Genomic DNA, 19,427 nt, shown 5'->3' with positions numbered 1-19,427 from the left:
CAGGAGACAAGAAACATGCAACGCCGACAACTACTCAAGGCCGCGGTCGCACCCGTGGCCCTCGCCTGCCTGCCCGCTGCGGTGCTGGCGCAGAGCAACTGGCCCAAAGGCAAGGTCATCACGTACATGGTGCCCTTTGCCGCCGGCGGCACCACCGACCAGCTGGGCCGTCTGATCGCCCAGCAACTGGGACCCGCGCTGGGCACGACGGTGGTCGTTGACAACAAGGCCGGCGCCGGCGGCAGCGTGGGCTCGGAGCTCGCGGCGCGCGCCCAGCCCGATGGCTTCACCATCCTGGGCGGCACGATCAGCTCGCATGCGATCAACATCAGCCTCTATCCGAAGCTGGGCTATGACCCGACCAAGTCCTTCACGCCGATCACGCTGATCGGCACCAACCCGCTGGTACTGGTCGTGCCGGCCAACAGCCCCTACAAGTCGCTCAAGGACGTGATCGAGGCCTCGCAGGCGAAGAACGGCGGCCTGTCCTCGGCCTCGGCCGGCGCGGGCACCTCGCAGCATCTGGCGCTGGAGATGCTGGCCTGGAAGTCGGGCGTCAAGTTCACCCACGTGCCCTACAAGGGCAGCGGCCCGGCGATCCAGGACGTGATGGGCGGCCAGGTCGACATGATGTTCGACACCACCGTGGTGGCCGCGCCCCACATCACCAGCGGCAAGCTGCGCGCGCTGGCCGTGACCTCCAGGCAGCGCCTCGATTCGCTCAAGGACGTGCCCACCGTGGCGGAGTCCGGCCTCAAGGGCCTGGGCGATTTCGAGGTCACCTCCTGGCAGGCGATCTTCGCGCCCACGGGCACGCCCGACGCAATCGTGCAGCGCCTGCACCAGGAAATCGCCAAGGTCCTGGCCACGCCCGACATGCAGGGCCGCCTGAAGACCATGGGCATGGAGCCATCCACCCTGTCCACGGCTCAGGTCGCGGCCTTCCAGAAGGCGGAAGTGGCGAAGTGGGCCACGGTGATCAAAGAAGCAAATGTGAAGGTGGATGGTTGAACATCTCACACAAACGAAAAAAGCGCCGCAAGGCGCTTTTTTTATCCGTTCGTGGTGAGCTTGCCTGGGCGGGCCCGTCGAACCATGGACGGCCTGTTCTCAGAACTGAGCACAGGCCCTTCATCCTTCGACAAGCTCAGGACGAACGGATCGGAAACATCAAGACTGCGCCATCTCCGGCGCCCGGAACAGCGCTGCCAGCTTGCGCTTGGGCTTGATCGAAGGCGTGCGCGCGGCGGGCTGGCGGGCGTCGTCCCAGGTGGCGGCGGCGTTGGCCTTGGGCTCGTAGGGGCGGTCGAAGAAGGGATCGGCCGCTGGACGCGGCGCGGGACGCGCGGAGCGCGGCGACGGCGCGAAGCGGCCCACGACGCCGCGCGCCGCATCGTCGCCCTCGCCGCGCCAGGCGCGGCGGCCGTCGTTCATGCGGCCGCGCGGGCGTGCGTCGTCGAGCTGCAGTGCCTCGACGTCGATCTTCTTCTTGATCAGCTTCTCGATCTCGCCGACCTGGCGTGCGTCGCGCGAGGACACCAGCGTGACCGCCAGGCCCGAGGCGCCGGCGCGGCCGGTGCGGCCGATGCGGTGCACGTAGTCCTCGGCGTTGAAGGGCACGTCGTAGTTAAACACGGCCGGCACGTCCTTGATATCCAGGCCGCGCGCCGCGACGTCGGTGCACACCAGCAGGTCGACGGCGCCCGCCTTGAAGGCCTCGAGCGCCTTCAGGCGTTCGTCCTGGCTCTTGTCGCCATGCAGCGCGGTGGCGCGCAGGCCGTCGCGCTCGAGCGCGCGCGTGAGCCGGGCGCAGCCGAGCTTGCTGTTGGAGAAGATGAAGGCCTGGCGGATGCCGCGCTCCTTGAGCAGCTTGTGGATGGCCAGGCGCTTCTCGTCATCGTCGGCGGCGCTGAAGAAGCGCTGCTCCACGGTGGAGGCGGTCTCGTTGGGCCGCGCGACCTCGATGGTGATCGGGTCTTGCAGGTAGCTGCCGGCCAGGCGCTTGATCTCGGGCGAGAAGGTCGCGCTGAAGAGCAAGGTGGTGCGGGTCTTGGGCAGATAGGACAGGATGCGCTGCAGGTCGGGCAGGAAGCCGATGTCCAGCATGCGGTCGGCTTCGTCCAGCACCACGTATTCGACCTGGTTGAGGACCGCGTTCTTGGCCTCGATATGGTCGAGCAGACGGCCGGGCGTGGCCACCAGCACTTCGACGCCCTTCTTGAGCTCGATGGTCTGGGGCTTCATGTCCATGCCGCCGAACACCACGGTGCTGCGCAGCTTGGTGTGCTTGGCGTACAGCGCGATCTGCTGGGCCACCTGGTCGGCCAGCTCGCGTGTGGGCAGCAGCACCAGGGCGCGCACCGGATGGCGCGCGGGCGAGGTCGAACTGTTTTCGTGCTTGAGCAGGCGCTGCAGCAGCGGCAGCGAGAAAGCGGCGGTCTTGCCGGTGCCGGTCTGGGCGGCGCCCATCACGTCCTTGCCGGTCAAGACAACGGGAATGGCCTGCGCCTGGATGGGCGTCATCGACTCATAGCCCATCTCGGCAACAGCACGGGCCAGGGGTTCCGACAGGGAGAGATTGGAAAAAGAACTTGTCATTTAGCCTGCTATTGTCGCACCGAGCGGGAAACACACCTATTTGTCCCCTGATTCCAGGGGTTCATGCGATGGTTCCGCGCGACAGAATGCCGCGCCCGGTGCGGCGCAGGCCTCAGAGCTGGCGCGCGCTGAAGGTGTCGCAGGCGCGCAGTTCGCCGCGCTGCAGGCCGGTCTGGAACCAGCGCTGGCGCTGGGCGCTGGTGCCATGCGTGAAGCTGTCGGGCACCACGGCGCCGCCCGAGGCGCGCTGCAGCGCATCGTCGCCGATGCGGGCCGCGGCGTTCATCGCCTCCTCCACATCCCCCTGCTCCAGGATCTGGCGCGCGTCTTGCGCGTGGTGGGCCCAGACGCCTGCCAGGCAGTCGGCCTGCAGCTCCAGGCGCACCGACAGCTGGTTGTACTCGGCGCGGCTGACGCGCCCGCGCATGCTGTCCACCTTCTCGTTGATGCCCAGCAAATGTTGCACATGGTGGCCGACCTCGTGCGCGATCACATAGGCCTGGGCGAAGTCGCCCGGCGCGCCCAGCTGGTTCTTCAGCGTCTGGTAGAAGGCCAGGTCGATATAGACCTTCTGGTCCGCAGGGCAGTAGAAGGGGCCCATTGCGGACTGGCCCGTGCCGCAGGCGGTGGGTGTGGCGCCGCGGAACAGCACCAGCCGCGGCTGCTGGTAGCTGCCGCCGTTCTGGCGGAACACCTGCGCCCACACGTCCTCGGTATCGGCCAGCACCGTGGAGACGAAGCGCGCCATGGTGTCGTCGGCCGGGGGCTTGCCGACGTGGGCCGGCTGCTGCACCGCCACCGGGCTGCCGCCACCGCCGCTGAGCATTCCCAGCAGCGTCAGCGGATTGATGCCCAGCACCCAGCCGCCGACCAGCGCCACCACGATGGTGCCGATGCCGATGGTGCGGCCGCCGAAGATCGGGGAGCCGCCTTCGCCACCGCGCCGATCCTCGATGTTTTCCGATTCCCGATTGCCTTCCCAGCGCATAAGAGCTCCTTGGCGCCGGACCGCGCGGCGCATGGACGGCATATTACGTTGCACAAGACCGCTGCGCGGCCAACCGCAGCAAAAATGCGTCGCGGAGGCCCACGCTCCTACAAGCATGTCGGTCTCGTCCTGTGTACATTCTGCCCATGCCCTCTTGCTACGCCTGCCGCACAGCGCTGCCATGGATATCCCTGCATCGACGGGCCCCGGCCGGGGCCCGCCGGGCATGCGCGCCCGTGGCCGGAGTCCGTGCATGACACCCCGGCCGCCCATCCCGCCCGTGCCCGCGCGCCGTCCCTGGAGCCTGCGCACGCAGATCGCCGTGGTCTTCGGCAGCCTGGTGTCGGTGGTCGCGCTCCTGCTGTCGCTGGCCTTCGGCGAGCTGCTCAAGCTGCGCGCGCAGCACGAGGCGGCTGCCGCGCTGCACATGGTGGGCCACAACGCGGCCAAGGTGATGGCGGAGGAACTGTTCGAGCGCAGCCGGCTGGTGCAGGTGCTGGCCTCGTCGCAGGATCTGTGGGACAAGGGCCTGGGCGCGCAGGACCTGCTTCCGCTGCTGCAGCGCATGCACACCAGCCGGCCCTACAGCCGCTGGATCGGCGTGGCCGATGTGCACGGCATCGTCCAGACCGATTCCAACCACATGTTCAGCGGCCAGGATGTGAGCGCCGCCCCCTGGTTCCAGGCCGGCATCAAGGATCCGTACGTCGGCGACGTCCACGAGCTCCCGGCGCTGGCCGAACGCATCGCGCCCAGCCCCAGCGGCGAGGCGCAGCGTTTCCTCGACTTTGCCGCGCCCATCGAGCGCAATGGCGAAACCGTGGGCGTGCTGGGCCTGCATCTGAGCTGGGACTGGGCGCGCGATACGCTCGAAGGACTGCGCCCGACCTATGCCGACCATGCGCAGATCGAGCTGTTCGTGTTCAATCGCGAGGGGCGGATGATCTACGCGCCCGGCGGCCGCATCGCGCCCTTCGTCGCGCTCGACCAGCGCCTGCCCGAGACCGAGCCGCCGCCGGCCCTCGGGCGCGACAGCCTCACGGTTCCAGGCCTGGCGGGCCTGGCGCACTGGGCCGATGCGCAGCCACAGTTCCTCACGGCCGTGACGCGCCTGCCGGCGCGCAATCTGGCCAGCGATCTGGGCTGGTACGTGGTGGTGCGCCAGCCCACGGCCACGGCGTTTGCCGGGGCGGACAGCATCGTGTCCAGGGCATTGGCCGGCGGCCTGGTGGCCGCGCTGCTCTCCGCCCTGATCGCCTCGCTGGCCGCGCGCCGGCTCAGCGAAGACCTCAACAGCCTGTCGCGCGCGGCGCTGCACATCGAGGCCGGCACACCGGGCGCCGTCGTGCCGCTGACCCACAGCACGCGCGAGGTGCAGCGCCTGTCCAGCACGCTGGGCCACATGACGCGCCGCCTGCTGGAGATGAACGAGGCCATGGAGGAGGTGGTGCGCCAGCGCACGCTGGAGCTGCGATATGCCAACCAGGAGCTCGAACGGCTGGCCAGCAGCGACCCGCTCACCGGCCTGCTCAACCGCCGCGGCTTCGATGCGCGGCTGGCGCAGGCCCTGGCGCTGGCGCAGCGCAGCAGTCTCCCGATGAGCGTGATCACCATCGACGTGGACCATTTCAAGCAGGTCAACGATACCCATGGCCACGAGATCGGCGACCAGGTGCTGCGCAGCCTGGCGCAGCAGCTCAGGAGCCGGCTGCGCGCCTCGGACGTGGTGGCGCGCCTGGGGGGCGAGGAATTCATCGTGCTGCTGCCCGAGACCACGCTGGCGCAGGCGCAGCAGCTGGCGGAAGAACTCGTGCGCGCGGTACGGGATCAGCCGCAGGATCCGGTGGGAAGCGTCACGGTGAGTGCCGGGTTGTCGGCATTGCGGCCTGGCGATGCCGATGCCTGTGCGATGCTGCGCCGCAGCGACGAGGCGCTCTACGCGGCCAAGACCGCGGGCCGCAACCGTGCGCTGGCGCAGCCTTGAGGCCGGCGCGGGCGCTTCAGTGGGTCTCTATGCTGCAGGCGCAAGGAGGGTGATCGAAATAGGCGCTCAGGCGCGCGCTCAGCGCACGCAGCTTGGGGCAGCCGATGGCGATGGCGGTGGCGAGCTGCTGGCGCGCGTAGCCGATATCGCCCAGCATCATCGCCGAGTTCACCGCGTGGCCGTGCCCGGCCATCTGCAGCATGAAGGAATCGAGCTCGTGTTGCGGCCAATAGGCGCTGTGGCGGCTATCGAGGCGCCAGGGATTTTCCGCGGCGCGTGCTGGCACGTGGCTTTCGGCCACCGGCACAGATGCCGTTGCCGTGCCCAGGGCCATCCTCAACATCGCAAACATAGAACCTCCAGATCATGCAGGCGCAGCCACCTGTCTGCCGCCTTGACCTGGATGGTATCCGGCCGTCCGATCGCCCATGGAGGGAGAAAAACGCTCGCTGCTGTCAGATTTCTTCCAACCGCCGCGGTTTGCAAGGGCGCCGGCTCAGGCCCTGGGCAGGGTCACTCCGCTCTGGCCCTGGTACTTGCCGCCGCGGTCCTTGTAGCTGACCTCGCACACTTCGTCGCTCTCGAAGAACAGCACCTGCGCGCAGCCCTCGCCGGCATAGATGCGCGCCGGCAGCGGCGTGGTGTTGGAGAACTCCAGCGTCACGTAACCCTCCCACTCGGGCTCGAAGGGGGTGACGTTGACGATGATGCCGCAGCGCGCATACGTGCTCTTGCCCAGGCAGATCGTCAGCACGTTGCGCGGGATGCGGAAATATTCCACGGTGCGCGCCAGCGCGAAGCTGTTGGGCGGGATGATGCAGCTGTCGCCCTCGAAATCGACGAAGCTCTTCTCGTCGAAGTTCTTCGGGTCGACCACGGTGCTGTGGATGTTGGTGAAGACCTTGAATTCAGGCGCGCAGCGGATGTCGTAGCCATAGCTGCTGGTGCCGTAGCTGATGATCCTGCGGCCATCGGCCTCGCGGACCTGGCCGGGCTCGAAGGGCTCGATCATGCCGTGATTCTCGGCCATGCGACGAATCCATTTGTCGCTCTTGATGCTCATGGGAACTCCTGCCAATACCTGTTTCTTTGATAGCAACGGGGCCCGCCCGGCAGGCCCCGCGCGCTTGGAGATCCAAGCGCAAACGGGCTATTTTGCTTGAGAAATCACGGTCTGCTCGATCAGCCGGTCATCGCCCAGCACGATCATCGCGAACAGCAGTTCGTCGAGATTGCGCGCGGCCTGCGTTTTGCGCGCGAGCAGTGGCGTGGCGGCCGGGTCGAGCACCACGAAATCGGCCTCGCAGCCCGGCAGCAGATTGCCGACCACGCCGCCCAGGCCCATGGCGGCTGCTGCGCCGCCCGTGTGCTGCCACCACAGGTCGGCGGGCGCCAGGCTCAGGCCGCGCTTGGTCTGGCCCTCGCGCCCCACGGTGTAGGCGGCCAGCATGGTGTGGAACGGCGAGAAGCTCGTGCCCGCGCCCACGTCGCTGGCCAGGCCGTAGGCAAAGCCGGCTTCCCGCGCGCTGGCATAGTCGAAGAAGCCGCTGCCCAGGAACAGGTTGCTGGTCGGGCTGATGGCCGCGGCCGCGCCGCGCGCGCGCATCAACGCGCGGTCCGCGTCATCGAGGTGGATGCAGTGCGCGTACACCGCGCGTTCGCGCAGCAGGCCGAAATCGTCATACACCGACAGGTAGCTGCGCGCCTGCGGAAACAGCTCGCGCACCCAGCGGATCTCGTCGAGGTTTTCCGCCACATGCGACTGCACCCAGACATCGGGATGGCGCGCGGCCAGCTCCCCTGCGCCGCGCAGCTGGGCCTCGGAGCTGGTGGGCGCGAAGCGCGGCGTGATGGCGTAGCCCAGCCGGTCCACGCCATGCCAGCGCTGGATCAATGCCTCGGTGTCCAGCAGGCTCTGCTCGGTGGCATCGCGCACGCCGTCCGGCGAATGCCGGTCCTGCAGCACCTTGCCGGTGACCAGGCGCATCTGCGCCCTTTGCGCGGCGCCCATCAGCGCATCGACCGAGGCCGGATGGCTGGTGGCAAAGGCGAGTGCCGTCGTCACGCCGTTGCGCAGCAGCTCGGCAATGAAGAAGTCGGCGACTTCGGCGGCGTACTGCGCATCGGCAAAACGCTGCTCGTGCGGGAAGGTGTAGTTCTCGAGCCAGGGCAGCAGGCCGTCGGCCGGCGCGCCGATCACATCGGTCTGCGGGTAATGGATATGCAGGTCCACGAAGCCCGGCGCGATCAGCCGCCCCGGCCAATGCTGCACCGGCAGGCCCGCATAGGCCGGCGACAGCGCGGCCCAGCTGCCTGCGGCCTGCACGCGCGCGCGGCCGTCGGGCGTGCGCGCCACGGCCAGCAGGCCGTCTTCTTCATACAGGGGCTGCCCTTCGGGCGTGAAGCGCAACAGGGCGCTGCGGTAGATCTGCATATCGTGAAGCCTAATGGAGTCGATCCGGATCAATGTTTGATGTTGCCCTGGACGCCTTCGACCAGCCAGTTCATGCCCAGGATCTGCGCATCATTGAGCTGTGTACCCTTGGCAATCACGACGCGGCCGGAGTTGTCGCGCACATCGCCCTGCCCTGCGGCAAAGGGCTGCAGGCGGCCCTGGGCCATGGCCTGCTGCTGCGCCAGCACTTCCTTTTGCACGGCCGCGGGGACCTTGCGGCCAAAGGCCTCGAGGCGGATCATGCCTTCGCGCACGCCGCCCCAGACATCGCCGCTGGTCCAGGTGCCGTCCCGCACGGCGCGCGCGCGCCGTGTGTAGTAGTCGCCCCACTGGTGCGTCACGGCCAGGATCTGCGCATCGGGCGCCACCGCACGCATGTCGGAGTGGTAGGCCACGGCGAACTTGCCGCGCTCCTGCGCCGCGACCATCACCGCGTTGGTCGCCGAATGGAAGGCCAGCACATCGGCGCCCTGGTTCATCAGCGTCATGGCGGCATCGCGCTCCCTGGCGGGATCGAACCAGGTGTCGAGCCAGACCACCTTGACCTGGGCCGAAGGGTTGACCGAACGCATGCCCAGCGTGAACGCGTTGATGCCCTGCAGCACTTCGGGAATGGGAAAGCCCGCGACGTAGCCGGCCACGCCGCTCTTGCTCATGCGCGCCGCGGCAATGCCCGACAGGTAGCGGCCCTCGTAGTAGCGCGCATTGGCGGTGGCGACGTTGTCGGCACGCTTGTAGCCGGTGATCGACTCGAACTTCACGCCGGGAAAGTCGCGCGCCACGCGCATCGTCGGCTCCATGTAGCCGAAGCTGGTGGTGAAGATCAGCTGGTGGCCGCTGCGTGCGAGATCGCGCAGCACGCGCTCGGCATCGGGGCCTTCGGGCACATCGGCCACCACCGTGGTCTGCAGCTGTTTGCCGAGTGCGGCCTCGGCGGCCTTGCGTCCGGCATCGTGCTGGTGCGTCCAGCCGGCTTCGAGCACCGGCGTGACATAGACGAATGCCGCCGACAGCGGCTTGCCGGCATCTGGTTGGGCCTTCGCGGGCTGGGAAAAGACGGGGGCGAAAAAACAGGCGGCCGCAAGCGCGGCTGCGAGGTTTTTGTACATGGTGTTCCTCTACATGACCCGAAAAAAAGCCCCACGCTTTTCACTGCGTGCAAGGCGTACCGGAAGGCAAAGCCCCCGGTTGTCCTTCAGCGCCAGTCGACCCGGCGCTGAAAACAAAAGCCCGTCCCAGCGGGCACTGGAACAGGCGGTGCGGATTCTAGCGCGGACCGCGGCTTGGTGCGGCCGCGGGGTTTACGGCAGGATGGGCGCCCCCTCGCTGGTGTCGATCGCATCCTGGAAGCCATGCCGCACGAAGCAGTCATCGAGCTGCTCCCTCCATGCATGCTTGCGCGACTCGCCGACGAAGCTGGCCTGCAGGCTGTTGCGCGCCAGCCGGTAGGCCTGCGCCGGGCCCATTCCGGTCACGGCAAACAATTGCTCGAAGTTGTCGTTGATGTAGCCGCCGAAATAGGCCGGGTCGTCGGAATTCACCGTGACCCTCAGCCCCGCCTCGAGCATCCGGGGCAGGTTGTGCTGGGACAGGTCCGGGAAGACCTGCAGCTTCTGGTTCGACAGCGGGCACACGGTGAGCGCGATGCGCTCGCGCGCCAGCCGCTGCATCAGCGCCGCGTCGTGCTGGGCCTGCACGCCATGGTCGATGCGCTCCACCTGCAGGGTGTCGAGCGCGCTCCAGATATAGGCCGCGGGGCCCTCCTCGCCCGCGTGGGCGACGAGATGCAGGCCCAGCTCGCGGCAGTGCGCGAACACGCGCGCGAACTTCTCGGGCGGGTGGCCCAGCTCGCTGCTGTCGAGGCCGACGCCGATGAAGCGGTCGCGCAGCGGCATGGCCTGGGCCAGCGTCTGGAAGGCGTCCTCCTCGCTCAGGTGGCGCAGGAAGCACAGGATCAGCGCGCAGGAGATGCCCCAGTCACGCTCGGCGTCGCGGCAGGCGCGGTACAGGCCGTTGATGACCGAGGCCATCGGCACGCCGCGCGCGGTGTGGGTCTGCGGGTCGAAGAAGATCTCGGCATGCACCACCCGGTCGCGCACCGCGCGCGCCAGGTAGGCGCGCGCCATGTCGTAGAAGTCCTGCTCGTGCAGCAGCACGCTGGCGCCCGCGTAGTAGATGTCGAGAAAGCTCTGCAGGTCGGTGAAGGCATAGGCGCGGCGCAGCGCCTCGACATCGGCATAGGGCAGCTCGATCTGGTTGCGTTCGGCCAGCGCGAAGATCAGTTCGGGCTCGAGCGTGCCTTCGATATGCACGTGCAGCTCGGCTTTGGGCATGTCGCGCAGCAGGGCCAGCAAGGTCGTGTCGGTCAATGCGGGGGTCATCGGCAGACTCCAAAGGAAATGCCGCGCGCCTTGAGGTAGCGGCGGTAGGCGGACGACAGCCGGTCGGCCGCGCTGTGCAACTCGGCGCGCGGGTCGAGCGGCAGGCATTTGGGCTGCTGCGACTCGAGCACCGGCTGGTCCTGGGTGAAGATGGTGTGCTGGAAGGCCTGCAATTGCGCGTCGGGGGTGTCGAAGTCGGCCACCGCCAGGCGGAACCAGACGCGGCTGGTCTCGGGCGTGAGCGGGCAGATGAACAGGCCTATGGATTCATGCCAGCCTTCCCGGCTCGTGCCCGCCTCGGGCAGCTTGTACAGCAGCGCGGTGTAGGGATCGGTCACCTCGTAGGTGTAATGCACGTCGGCGGCGGCCGTCGAGTGCAGGTTCGACTGCGGCTGACGCGCCTTGCAGTTCGTCGCGCGCACGCCGGTCGGCGTGTCTTCGACGTCGTAGCGCTCCATGGCCGTGGCGTCGCGCGAACCCAGCCAGCCTTCGTGCACGAAACCGAAGTGCGACATGTCGAGGAAGTTCTCGATGATGCGCGGCGCGCTGGCGGCCACATCGTAGGGCCCGCAATTGAGCTTGCGCAGCCGGTCGTCGCCTTCGGCGGGAAATTGCGGCGCAGCCACGTCCGCGGCCTCGAGCTGCACCCAGACCAGGCCGTAGAGTTCCTGCACGGCGAAGCTGCGCACGCAATGCGCGGGCGGGGGAACGAAATCGGGCACGGCCGGTACATGTTCGCAGTGGCCGTCGGCCGCGAACTGCCAGCCGTGATAGGGGCATTCAAGCCGGTCGGCCTCGACGCGGCCCAGCGAGAGCCGGGCGCCGCGGTGCGGGCAGCGGTCCACGAAGGCGTGGACCTGGCCGGCCTGGTCGCGCCACAGCACCAGGTCCTGTTGCAAGAGTTGCACGGCCAGTGGCGCATGCACGACGGCCTCGGCGAGCGCCACCGGATGCCAGAGTGTTTTTTCCATCGCGGGAGTGTATGCGCCAGCGAAAAGGGCTGCCCATGGCAGCCCTTTCGACCTACGGCTCAGACAAGCCCCACGGGTAAGCCCCACGGGTCGCCACGCCCTGGCGGGCGCGGTGCATGCTTCAGATCGCGCGCGAGCACAGGGCCTGTGCGTCCTCGTCGTCCCGTTCGACCACCAGCGTGTTGCGGGAAATGGGGTGCAGGATGGCGCCATCATTCGGGCGGCCGGCAGGAGAGGCCTCCACGATGCCCGGCAAATCGACCAGCGTTCCCGCCGCCGAGCGGAACTGGTTATAGGTCAGGTTCTCGGTAGCCTGGTAGCCGTTCGGGCTCTCCTCGGCAATCCTGACGGTGCCGCCGGCAATGGTGATGCTGGAGCTCCAGCTGCTCTGGAACGCATTCTTGCACTTGAAGCTGCCATCGAGGTCGCCCGACTTCAGGGCCACGGCGCTGCTGGCATATGCCACGCCGGTGCGCAGCACGCCCTCCTCGTTGCGTCCGATGCGGTCATGGATCAGCGTATAGCCGCCCAGGCCGTTGAGCTGGAAGGTCATGACGCCCTGGTCGCCGCCGGTGCTGTCCTTCACGCGGATCAGGCCGGTCGCCGGGTCGCTGACCAGGTTGAAGCTTCCTTCCGAGACTTCCTGATTGGGCTCGACCGCACTGCATTTGCCTTGCGCGTTGAACAGGCCGTTGGCGCACAGCTGGTAGCTCTTGCCGTCGTCCGCCACACGCAGCTGGCCGGCATAGCTCCAGGGGAAGGCGCCATTGCCCGCATTGCGCATGGCGCCGCTCACGAAATAGGTGCCCTTGAAGCGGCTGAGATCGGCGGGCGCCGCATAGCTGGTGCCATTGACCTGGGCAATGACCGGCTTGCCGCCGATGACGATGGGCTGGCCCGCGAAACCGCGCACTCCGCCGGTCACCGACTGGGTGTTGGCGTCGACCAGCAGTTCCCAGTCGCCGTTGGCCGCGCCCAATTCGCCATCGGCTCCCACCGCGTAGAAGCCGGTGTGCACTGCGCCGTTGCTCAGCTGGCCGGCAGCAAATGCGGTCTGGACCACGGTCAGCGTATAGGTCTTGGCCGCTGGATCGAGCACCAGGCGCCAGGTGTCGCCAATGGACAGCGCCAGGTTGTAGGCGTTGGCGGTGCTGGTCAGGCCGGCCTTTTGCTGCTCCAGGATCTGGCCGGCCGACAGTTCGGGGGCGGGAGCGGGGCTGACGGCGCCGCCGTTGTTGCCACCGGTATTGCTGCCGGTATCGTTGCTGTCGCCATTGCCGCCGCCGCCGCAGGCGGCCAGCAGGGTGGTGCAGGCCATGGCAATGGCGAGCTTGCTGAAACGGGAGGAAAGGGATGTCTGCATGTTTTTCTGCTTTTCACGCTGGTTATGGATCAGGATCCAGCACTGCAGACATTCACGCTGCGCAAGGCAGCATGGAAGCCGGCGGCCGGGGAAATTCGCCCCGGGCAAGGCTTCTGCGGGGCAAGCAGCCGCACAGTGTCTCCCATGGGTATGATTTATTTTGTTACGAATATACCTGTCGCCGGAATCGAATTCCCATTACCTCGCAGGATTTTTTTGCCAGGGTGGCATCCTGTGGCGGCATTGCATCGCGCCGCTTTTTCCAGGCGAAAAAAAGCCCCGCGATGGCGGGGCTTGGCTGGCGCAGCAGACCTGATGTGAATCAGGGCCAGGCCGCAGCGGCGCTTACTTCTTGTCGCCGCCAGGCACGTTGCCTTCGACGCCCTTGATGTAGAAATTCACGCCCGACAGGAACTTGTCGTCGGCCGCGGTGCCTGCAGCCAGCAGTTCCTTGCCGTCCTGGCCGGCGATCGGGCCCTTCCAGATCGTGAAGCTGCCGTTCTTGAGGCCGGCCTTGACCTGTTCGACCTTGGCCTTGATCTCGGCCGGCACGTCGTCGGCAATCGACACCAGGTCGATGGTGCCCTCCTTCACGCCCCACCAGCTCGAGCCGGTGGTCCAGTTGCCGGCCAGCGCTTCGTTGACCGCCTTGCTGTAGTAGGGCTGCCAGTTGATGATGGCCGAGCCCAGGTGGGCCTTGGGGCCGTAGGCGGTCATGTCCGAATCCCAGCCGAAGGCGCGCTTGCCCTTTTCCTGCGCGGTCTTGAGCACGGCGGGCGAGTCGGTGTTCTGGAACAGCACGTCGGCGCCGCCGTTGATCAGCGAGGTCGCGGCTTCGGTTTCCTTCGGCGGGCTGAACCATTCGTTGACCCAGACCACCTTGGTCTTGATGTTCGGGTTCACCGACTGCGCGCCCAGCGTGAAGCTGTTGATGTTGCGCAGCACTTCGGGGATCGGCACCGAACCGACCACGCCCAGCGTGTTGCTCTTGGTCATCGCGCCGGCAATGATGCCCGCCAGGTAGGCGCCTTCATAGGTGCGGCTGTCGTAGGTGCGCACGTTGGCGGCGGTCTTGTAGCCGGTGGCGTGCTCGAACTTCACGTCGGCGAAGTCGGGAGCGATCTTCTGGATCGCCTCCATGTAGCCGAAGGTGGTGCCGAAGATCAGCTTGTTGCCCTGGCCGGCCATGTCGCGCAGCACGCGTTCGGCGTCGGGGCCCTCGGGCACGCTTTCGACGTAGCTGGTCTGGATCCTGTCGCCGAATTCCTGCTCCAGCTTCTTGCGCGCCTGGTCGTGGGCAAACGACCAGCCGCCGTCGCCCACGGGGCCGACATAGGCAAAGGCAATCTTCAGCGGCTCGGCCTTGGCGGGTGCCGCGGCTTCGGGAGCGGCGGCAGGAGCCGGTGCCGGCTCTTCCTTCTTGCCGCAGCCGGCCAGGGCGGCCGCTGCCACGGCGGTCAGTGCCGCCATCTTGAACATCGAACGCTTGTGCAGATCAGTCATGGTTCATCCTAGATAAATGCAATGGAGGCATCAGGCGGCCCGGCGATCCGGCGGCCCGGCGTTCCGGCGGCCCGGCGATCCGGCGCGCCAATGGCTGGGCACGCCCTTGCCCTACACGGAATGTGTCAGCAAGTAACGTGCCCGCGCCGCATCACTTGTTGGCGCCCGGCACGGTGCCGTCGATGCCGGCCACGTAGAAGTTGATGCCGCTGAGGAAGGCATGGTCGCCGTTGGCGCCTTCGGCCAGCAGTTGCTTGCCGGTGTTGTCCTTGAGCGGGCCCTTCCAGATGTGGAAGCTGCCGTCCTTGAGGCCGGCCTTGGCGGCGGCGACCTTGTCCTTGAGCTCCTGCGGCACGTCGTCGGCAATGCTCACCAGGTCCATCGCGCCTTCCTTCACGCCCCACCAGTCCTGGCCCGTGCTCCAGGTGCCGGCCAGCGTGTCCTGCGTGATCTTGCGATAGTAGGGCAGCCAGTTGATCTCGGCCGAAGCCAGATGCGCCTTGGGCGCGTAGGCGCTCATGTCGGAGTCCTTGCCGAAAGCGCGCACGCCGCGCTCCTGGGCGGTCTTGAGCACCGCGGGGGAATTGGTGTTCTGGTAGAGCACGTCCGCGCCGCCGTTGATCAGCGTCGTGGCGGCTTCGGATTCCTTGGGCGGGCTGAACCATTCGTTGACCCAGACCACGCGCGCCGTGATCTTCGGGTTCACGCTTTGCGCGCCCAGCACATAGCTGTTGATGTTGCGCAGCACTTCGGGGATCGGCACCGAGGCCACGACGCCGATCTGGCCGGACTTGCTCATGCCGCCGGCAATGATGCCCGCGAGGTACGCGCCTTCATAGGTGCGCGCGTCGTAGGTGCGCACGTTGTCCGCGGTCTTGTAGCCGGTGGCATGCTCAAACTTCACGTCCTTGGCCTCGGCGGCCACCTTCTGCACCGGCTCCATGTAGCCGAAGCTGGTGGCGAACACCAGCTTGTTGCCCTGGCCGACCATGTCGCGCAGCACGCGCTCGGCGTCCGGGCCCTCGGGCACGCTCTCGACCAGCGAGGTCTCGATCTTGCCTGCGAACTCGGCCTGCAGCGCCTGGCGCGCCTTCTCGTGCTGGAAGGTCCAGCCGCCGTCGCCCACCGGGCTCACGTACATGAAGCCGATCTTCAGCGGCTCGGCCGCGGCAGCGGCTTCGGGCGCAGGCGCGGCTGCGGGCGCAGCGGCTTCTTCCTTCTTGCCGCAGGCCACCAGCGCGGCCAGGGCCACCGCCGACAGCGCGGCGGCCTTGAGAAGGGAGCGTTTGTGCAGATTCGTCATTCTGGTTTCTCGTTTGTTTTTGATGGAAAGGGGCGCGCGTCAGGAGCCTGGATGGAAGGGCTTGCCGAGCGAGGCCGGCATGTTCGCACGAATCCAGGCCGGATTGCGCGAGATCAGCACCAGCACGACGATGGTCGCGACATAGGGCAGCATGCTCAGCAGCTGGCTGGCCAGCTGCACGCCGGAGGCCTGCAGGTGGAACTGCAGCATGGTCACGCCGCCGAACAGGTAGGCGCCGAGCAGGATGCGCGCCGGGCGCCAGGTGGCGAAGGTGGTGAGCGCCAGCGCGATCCAGCCGCGCCCGGCCACCATGCCCTCGACCCACAGCGGGGTGTACACGGTGGAGATGAACGCGCCGGCCAGGCCGCACATCGCGCCGCCGAACATCACGGCCGCCAGGCGGATGCCGCGCACGTTGTAGCCCAGTGCATGCGCCGACTCGGGCGACTCGCCCACCGCGCGCAGCACCAGGCCGGCACGCGAGCGGTAGAGGAACCAGACCATGGCAATGGCCAGCAGCACCACGATGTAGACCAGCGGGTGGTGGCGAAACAGCGCGGGCCCCAGCAGCGGAATGTCGGCCAGGCCGGGAATCGCGTACTTCGGCAGCTCGGGCAGCTTGGCCTGCACATAGCCCAGGCCAGCAAACGCCGAGAAGCCCGCGCCGAACAGCGTCAGCGCCAGGCCCGTGGCCTGCTGGTTGGTGTTGAGCCAGATGACCAGCAGTCCGAACAGGCCCGCCAGCAGCGCCCCGACGGCCATGCCGGCGCCGAAACCCGCCCAGGTGTTGCCGGTGTGCACCACGGCCGCGAACCCGGCAATGGCGGCGCACAGCATCATGCCCTCGGCGCCCAGGTTGATGATGCCGGCCTTCTCGTTGATCAGCAGCCCGAGCGCGGCCAGCGCCAGCACCGTGCCGGCGCTCAGCGTGGAGCCGAAAAGCAATGCATACGACTCCATCACGCACCTCCCTTGATTGCGGGAGCGGCGCGGCGCCAGCGCAGGCGGTAGGCCACCAGCGTGTCGCAGGCCAGCAGCGCGAACAGCAGCAGGCCCTGGAACACGCCGGTGAGGGACTTGGGCAGGCCCAGGCGCGACTGCGCCAGCTCGCCGCCGATATAGAACATGCTCATGAGAATGGCGGAAAAGATCATGCCCACGGGGTGCAGGCGTCCGACAAAGGCCACGATGATCGCGGCGAAACCGTAGCCCGCGGGAACGTAGGGCGTGAGCTGGCCCATCGGGCCGGCGACTTCCAGCGCCCCGGCCAGGCCGGCCGCGCCGCCCGAGACCAGCAGCGCCGTCCACAGCGCGCGGCGCGAGGAAAAGCCGGCGTACAGCGCGGCTGCCGGCGCCAGGCCGCTGACCTGCTGCGCGAAGCCGGCGCGCGTGCGCGCCAGGAAGATCCACAGCGCGCCCGCGCCCAGCAGCGCGAGGATCACGCCGATATTCATGCGCATGCCGTCGATCAGCTTCGGAATCTGCGTCACGCGCTCGAAGGTCTTGCTCTGCGGGAAGTTGTAGCCCATCGGGTCCTTCCACGGGCCGTAGACCAGGTAACCCAGCACCAGGATCGCGACATAGACCAGCATCAGGCTGACCAGCGTCTCGTTGGCGTTGAAACGGTCGCGCAGGAAGGCGACGATCGCCGCCCAGAGCATGCCCCCGATGACCCCGGCCGCCAGGATCGCGGGCACGATCCAAGGCCCGGTGTCCTTGTCCGCCAGCAGCGCAATGCCGCCGGCGCACACCGCGCCAATGACGAACTGCCCTTCGGCGCCGATGTTCCAGACATTGGAGCGAAAGCACACCGCCAGGCCCAGCGCCACCAGCAGCAGCGGCGTGGCCTTCATGACCAGTTCGCCCAGCGCGTAGCCCGACTTGATCGGCTCCCAGAAGAAGGCCTGCAGCCCGCGCACCGGGTCCTTGCCCAGCAGCACGAACAGCGCGACGCCGATCAGCACGGTGATGGCCAGCGCCAGCACCGGCGAGGCATAGGTCCAGAGTTTCGAGACCTGGGGACGCGGTTCAAGCCTGAGCATGCTGCGCTCCTGCCGCGCCGGCCGGCGCCTCGTCATGCCACAGCCCGCTCATCCATTCGCCGATGCGCTGCACCGTGGCCTCGGCCCGGGGCACGGAGGGCGACAGCTGGCCCTTGGCCACCACATGCAGCCGGTCACAGATTTCAAACAATTCGTCCAACTCCTCACTGAGCACGAGCACCGCGCAGCCCGCGTCGCGCAGCGCCAGGATCTCGCCGCGGATCTGCGCCGCGGCGCCCACGTCCACGCCCCAGGTGGGCTGCGAGATGATCAGCAGCCGCGGCTTGGCTTCGATCTCGCGTCCCACGATGAATTTCTGCAGGTTGCCGCCCGACAGCGACTTCGCCACCGCCTGCGGCCCGCCGGCCTTGACCTGGAAGCGCTCGATGATCGCGCGCGCCTGCTGCTGCAGGGCATCCATGCGCAGCCAGCCGCCGCGGCCCACGGCGTCGTCGCGCGTGAGCAGCAAATTGTGCGCCAGGCTCATGGTCGGCACCGCGCCGCGGCCCAGCCGCTCCTCGGGCACGAAGTGCAGGCCCAGCGCGCGGCGCTGGCGCGGCGACATGCGCCCGGCATGATGGCCGGCCATCTGCACCATGCCCGGCGCCGCGCGCCGGTCCTCGCCCGAGAGGCTGTAGAGCAATTCCTTCTGGCCGTTGCCCGACACGCCGGCAATGCCCACGACCTCGCCCGCGCGCACCTCGAAATCGATGCCTTCCAGGTCCACCCCGAACTGGTCGGTGCGCGTCAGCCACAGGTCCTGCACGCGCAGCACCGTCTCCCCGGCTGCGACTTCGCGGTGCGTCAGCGCCGGCGGCTCGGCGCCGATCATCAGCCGTGACAGCGAGGCATTCGACTCCTCGCGCGGATCGCACACGCCCGTCACCTTGCCGCCGCGCAGCACCGTGCAGGTGTTGCACAGCGCGCGGATCTCATGCAGCTTGTGGCTGATATAGAGGATGCTGCAGCCTTCGGAAGCGAGCTTGCGCAGCACCACGAACAGCTTGTCGACGGCCTGCGGCGTCAGCACCGAAGTGGGTTCGTCGAGAATCAGCAGGCGCGGGCGCGTGAGCAGCGCGCGGATGATCTCGACGCGCTGCATCTCGCCCACGGACAGGGTGTGGACCGGGCGCTGCGGGTCGATGTCCATGCCGTAGACCTGCGCGGTTTCCTCGATGCGGCGCACGACCTCGGCCAGCGCGATCTGCTTGTCCAGGCCCAGCCAGACGTTCTCCGCCACGGTGAGCGTGTCGAACAGGCTGAAATGCTGAAACACCATGGCAATGCCCAGCTGGCGCGCTTCCTGGGGATTGCGCACCTGCACTTCCTTGCCATCGACCCGCAGCAGGCCCTCGTCGGGCTTGACCGAGCCGTAGATGATCTTCATCAGGGTCGACTTGCCCGCGCCGTTCTCGCCCAGCACGGCATGCACCTCGCCGGGCTGCACTGTCAGCGAGACGCCACTGTTGGCCACGACGGCCGGATAACGTTTGGTGATGCCCGTCAGTTGCAAGCGCGGCGGCGGGTGGCCGGGCGCGGAATTTGTTTCAGGGGGATTCATGGGCGCGATTGTCTCTCAATTGCCAAATACCTGATCCAAGAGATCCTGCAACGGCTTGACTGGCCTTGCCAACAAGCTCCCAAGTTGATAGCAGCAAAGCCTCGCTAGGCATTGTTCGGCGCAAGCTCCCAGCCCGCACGAGCAGGCTTTGTGAATCAGCCCTGCACCCTGGAGCATGCAGGAATGCAACGCCTGCGCGTGTCGGCGAATGCCCTGCAGCCGTGGGCAGCACCAGCCGGCGCCACCCGCACCAGCGCTCCACCCTGGCGCAGGGGCAG

16 protein-coding genes are annotated in these 19,427 nt (G+C 67.6%); 2 read left to right on the top strand and 14 right to left on the bottom strand.

The window, feature by feature from the left end; translation table 11 throughout:
* The first annotated feature begins 15 nt into the window (after positions 1 to 15).
* A complete protein-coding gene (locus M9799_RS12570; RefSeq protein WP_231042015.1) occupies positions 16 to 1,011 on the top strand; it encodes a Bug family tripartite tricarboxylate transporter substrate binding protein in 996 nt (331 codons plus the stop codon).
* Between the two features lie 159 nt (positions 1,012 to 1,170).
* Here M9799_RS12570 and M9799_RS12565 read toward each other — a convergent pair whose 3' ends face one another.
* Together M9799_RS12565 and ypfJ are read right to left on the bottom strand one after the other, a co-directional pair.
* Positions 1,171 to 2,598, bottom strand: a complete 1,428-nt coding sequence (locus M9799_RS12565) for a DEAD/DEAH box helicase (RefSeq protein WP_231042014.1) — start codon at positions 2,596 to 2,598, stop codon at positions 1,171 to 1,173.
* 112 nt (positions 2,599 to 2,710) lie between these two features.
* A complete protein-coding gene (ypfJ, locus tag M9799_RS12560; RefSeq protein ID WP_231042013.1) occupies positions 2,711 to 3,586 on the bottom strand; it encodes a KPN_02809 family neutral zinc metallopeptidase in 876 nt (291 codons plus the stop codon).
* Positions 3,587 to 3,839: 253 nt separating this feature from the next.
* On the opposite strand from ypfJ, the gene M9799_RS12555 reads away from it, so the two are divergent.
* Positions 3,840 to 5,570, top strand: coding sequence for a sensor domain-containing diguanylate cyclase (locus tag M9799_RS12555; RefSeq protein ID WP_231042012.1), 1,731 nt, complete (start codon positions 3,840 to 3,842; stop codon positions 5,568 to 5,570).
* A gap of 16 nt (positions 5,571 to 5,586) precedes the next feature.
* Here M9799_RS12555 and M9799_RS12550 read toward each other — a convergent pair whose 3' ends face one another.
* The 12 genes from M9799_RS12550 to M9799_RS12495 form a co-directional block, all read right to left on the bottom strand.
* Positions 5,587 to 5,922, bottom strand: a complete 336-nt coding sequence (locus M9799_RS12550) for a hypothetical protein (RefSeq protein WP_231042011.1) — start codon at positions 5,920 to 5,922, stop codon at positions 5,587 to 5,589.
* A 144-nt stretch (positions 5,923 to 6,066) separates the two neighbouring features.
* Positions 6,067 to 6,633, bottom strand: coding sequence for a dCTP deaminase (gene dcd / locus M9799_RS12545; RefSeq protein WP_231042010.1), 567 nt, complete (start codon positions 6,631 to 6,633; stop codon positions 6,067 to 6,069).
* Between the two features lie 87 nt (positions 6,634 to 6,720).
* Complete coding sequence (guaD, locus tag M9799_RS12540; RefSeq protein WP_231042009.1) at positions 6,721 to 8,004, bottom strand: guanine deaminase; 1,284 nt, start codon at positions 8,002 to 8,004, stop codon at positions 6,721 to 6,723.
* 29 nt (positions 8,005 to 8,033) lie between these two features.
* The gene (locus M9799_RS12535) at positions 8,034 to 9,134 is read right to left on the bottom strand and encodes a BMP family ABC transporter substrate-binding protein (RefSeq protein ID WP_231042008.1); all 1,101 of its coding nucleotides are present in this window, start codon (positions 9,132 to 9,134) and stop codon (positions 8,034 to 8,036) included.
* A gap of 192 nt (positions 9,135 to 9,326) precedes the next feature.
* Complete coding sequence (locus M9799_RS12530) at positions 9,327 to 10,406, bottom strand: adenosine deaminase (RefSeq protein WP_231042007.1); 1,080 nt, start codon at positions 10,404 to 10,406, stop codon at positions 9,327 to 9,329.
* Positions 10,403 to 11,377, bottom strand: coding sequence for an aromatic ring-hydroxylating dioxygenase subunit alpha (locus M9799_RS12525; RefSeq protein ID WP_231042006.1), 975 nt, complete (start codon positions 11,375 to 11,377; stop codon positions 10,403 to 10,405). Before M9799_RS12525 ends, M9799_RS12530 begins: the two co-directional genes overlap by 4 nt.
* A 121-nt stretch (positions 11,378 to 11,498) precedes the next feature.
* A complete protein-coding gene (locus M9799_RS12520) occupies positions 11,499 to 12,740 on the bottom strand; it encodes a hypothetical protein (protein WP_231042005.1) in 1,242 nt (413 codons plus the stop codon).
* A 345-nt stretch (positions 12,741 to 13,085) separates the two neighbouring features.
* Positions 13,086 to 14,243, bottom strand: a complete 1,158-nt coding sequence (locus M9799_RS12515) for a BMP family ABC transporter substrate-binding protein (RefSeq protein WP_231042004.1) — start codon at positions 14,241 to 14,243, stop codon at positions 13,086 to 13,088.
* A 151-nt stretch (positions 14,244 to 14,394) separates the two neighbouring features.
* On the bottom strand, positions 14,395 to 15,546 hold the full coding sequence (locus tag M9799_RS12510; RefSeq protein ID WP_231042003.1) for a BMP family ABC transporter substrate-binding protein: 1,152 nt from the start codon (positions 15,544 to 15,546) through the stop codon (positions 14,395 to 14,397).
* 39 nt (positions 15,547 to 15,585) lie between these two features.
* Positions 15,586 to 16,506 (bottom strand): ABC transporter permease, encoded by a 921-nt coding sequence (locus tag M9799_RS12505; protein ID WP_231042002.1) that lies wholly within the window; start codon positions 16,504 to 16,506, stop codon positions 15,586 to 15,588.
* Positions 16,506 to 17,588, bottom strand: coding sequence for an ABC transporter permease (locus M9799_RS12500; RefSeq protein ID WP_231042001.1), 1,083 nt, complete (start codon positions 17,586 to 17,588; stop codon positions 16,506 to 16,508). The genes M9799_RS12505 and M9799_RS12500 overlap by 1 nt, the downstream gene beginning before the upstream one ends.
* Positions 17,575 to 19,149, bottom strand: coding sequence for an ABC transporter ATP-binding protein (locus tag M9799_RS12495; protein ID WP_231042000.1), 1,575 nt, complete (start codon positions 19,147 to 19,149; stop codon positions 17,575 to 17,577). The genes M9799_RS12500 and M9799_RS12495 overlap by 14 nt, the downstream gene beginning before the upstream one ends.
* Positions 19,150 to 19,427: the final 278 nt, after the last annotated feature.

It is taken from the genome of Comamonas endophytica (assembly GCF_023634805.2).
In the GTDB taxonomy this organism is placed as follows: domain Bacteria; phylum Pseudomonadota; class Gammaproteobacteria; order Burkholderiales; family Burkholderiaceae_C; genus Comamonas; species Comamonas endophytica.
The sequence above is the reverse complement of the archived record's forward strand: the minus strand, read 5'-3'. Positions and strand labels throughout refer to the sequence as shown.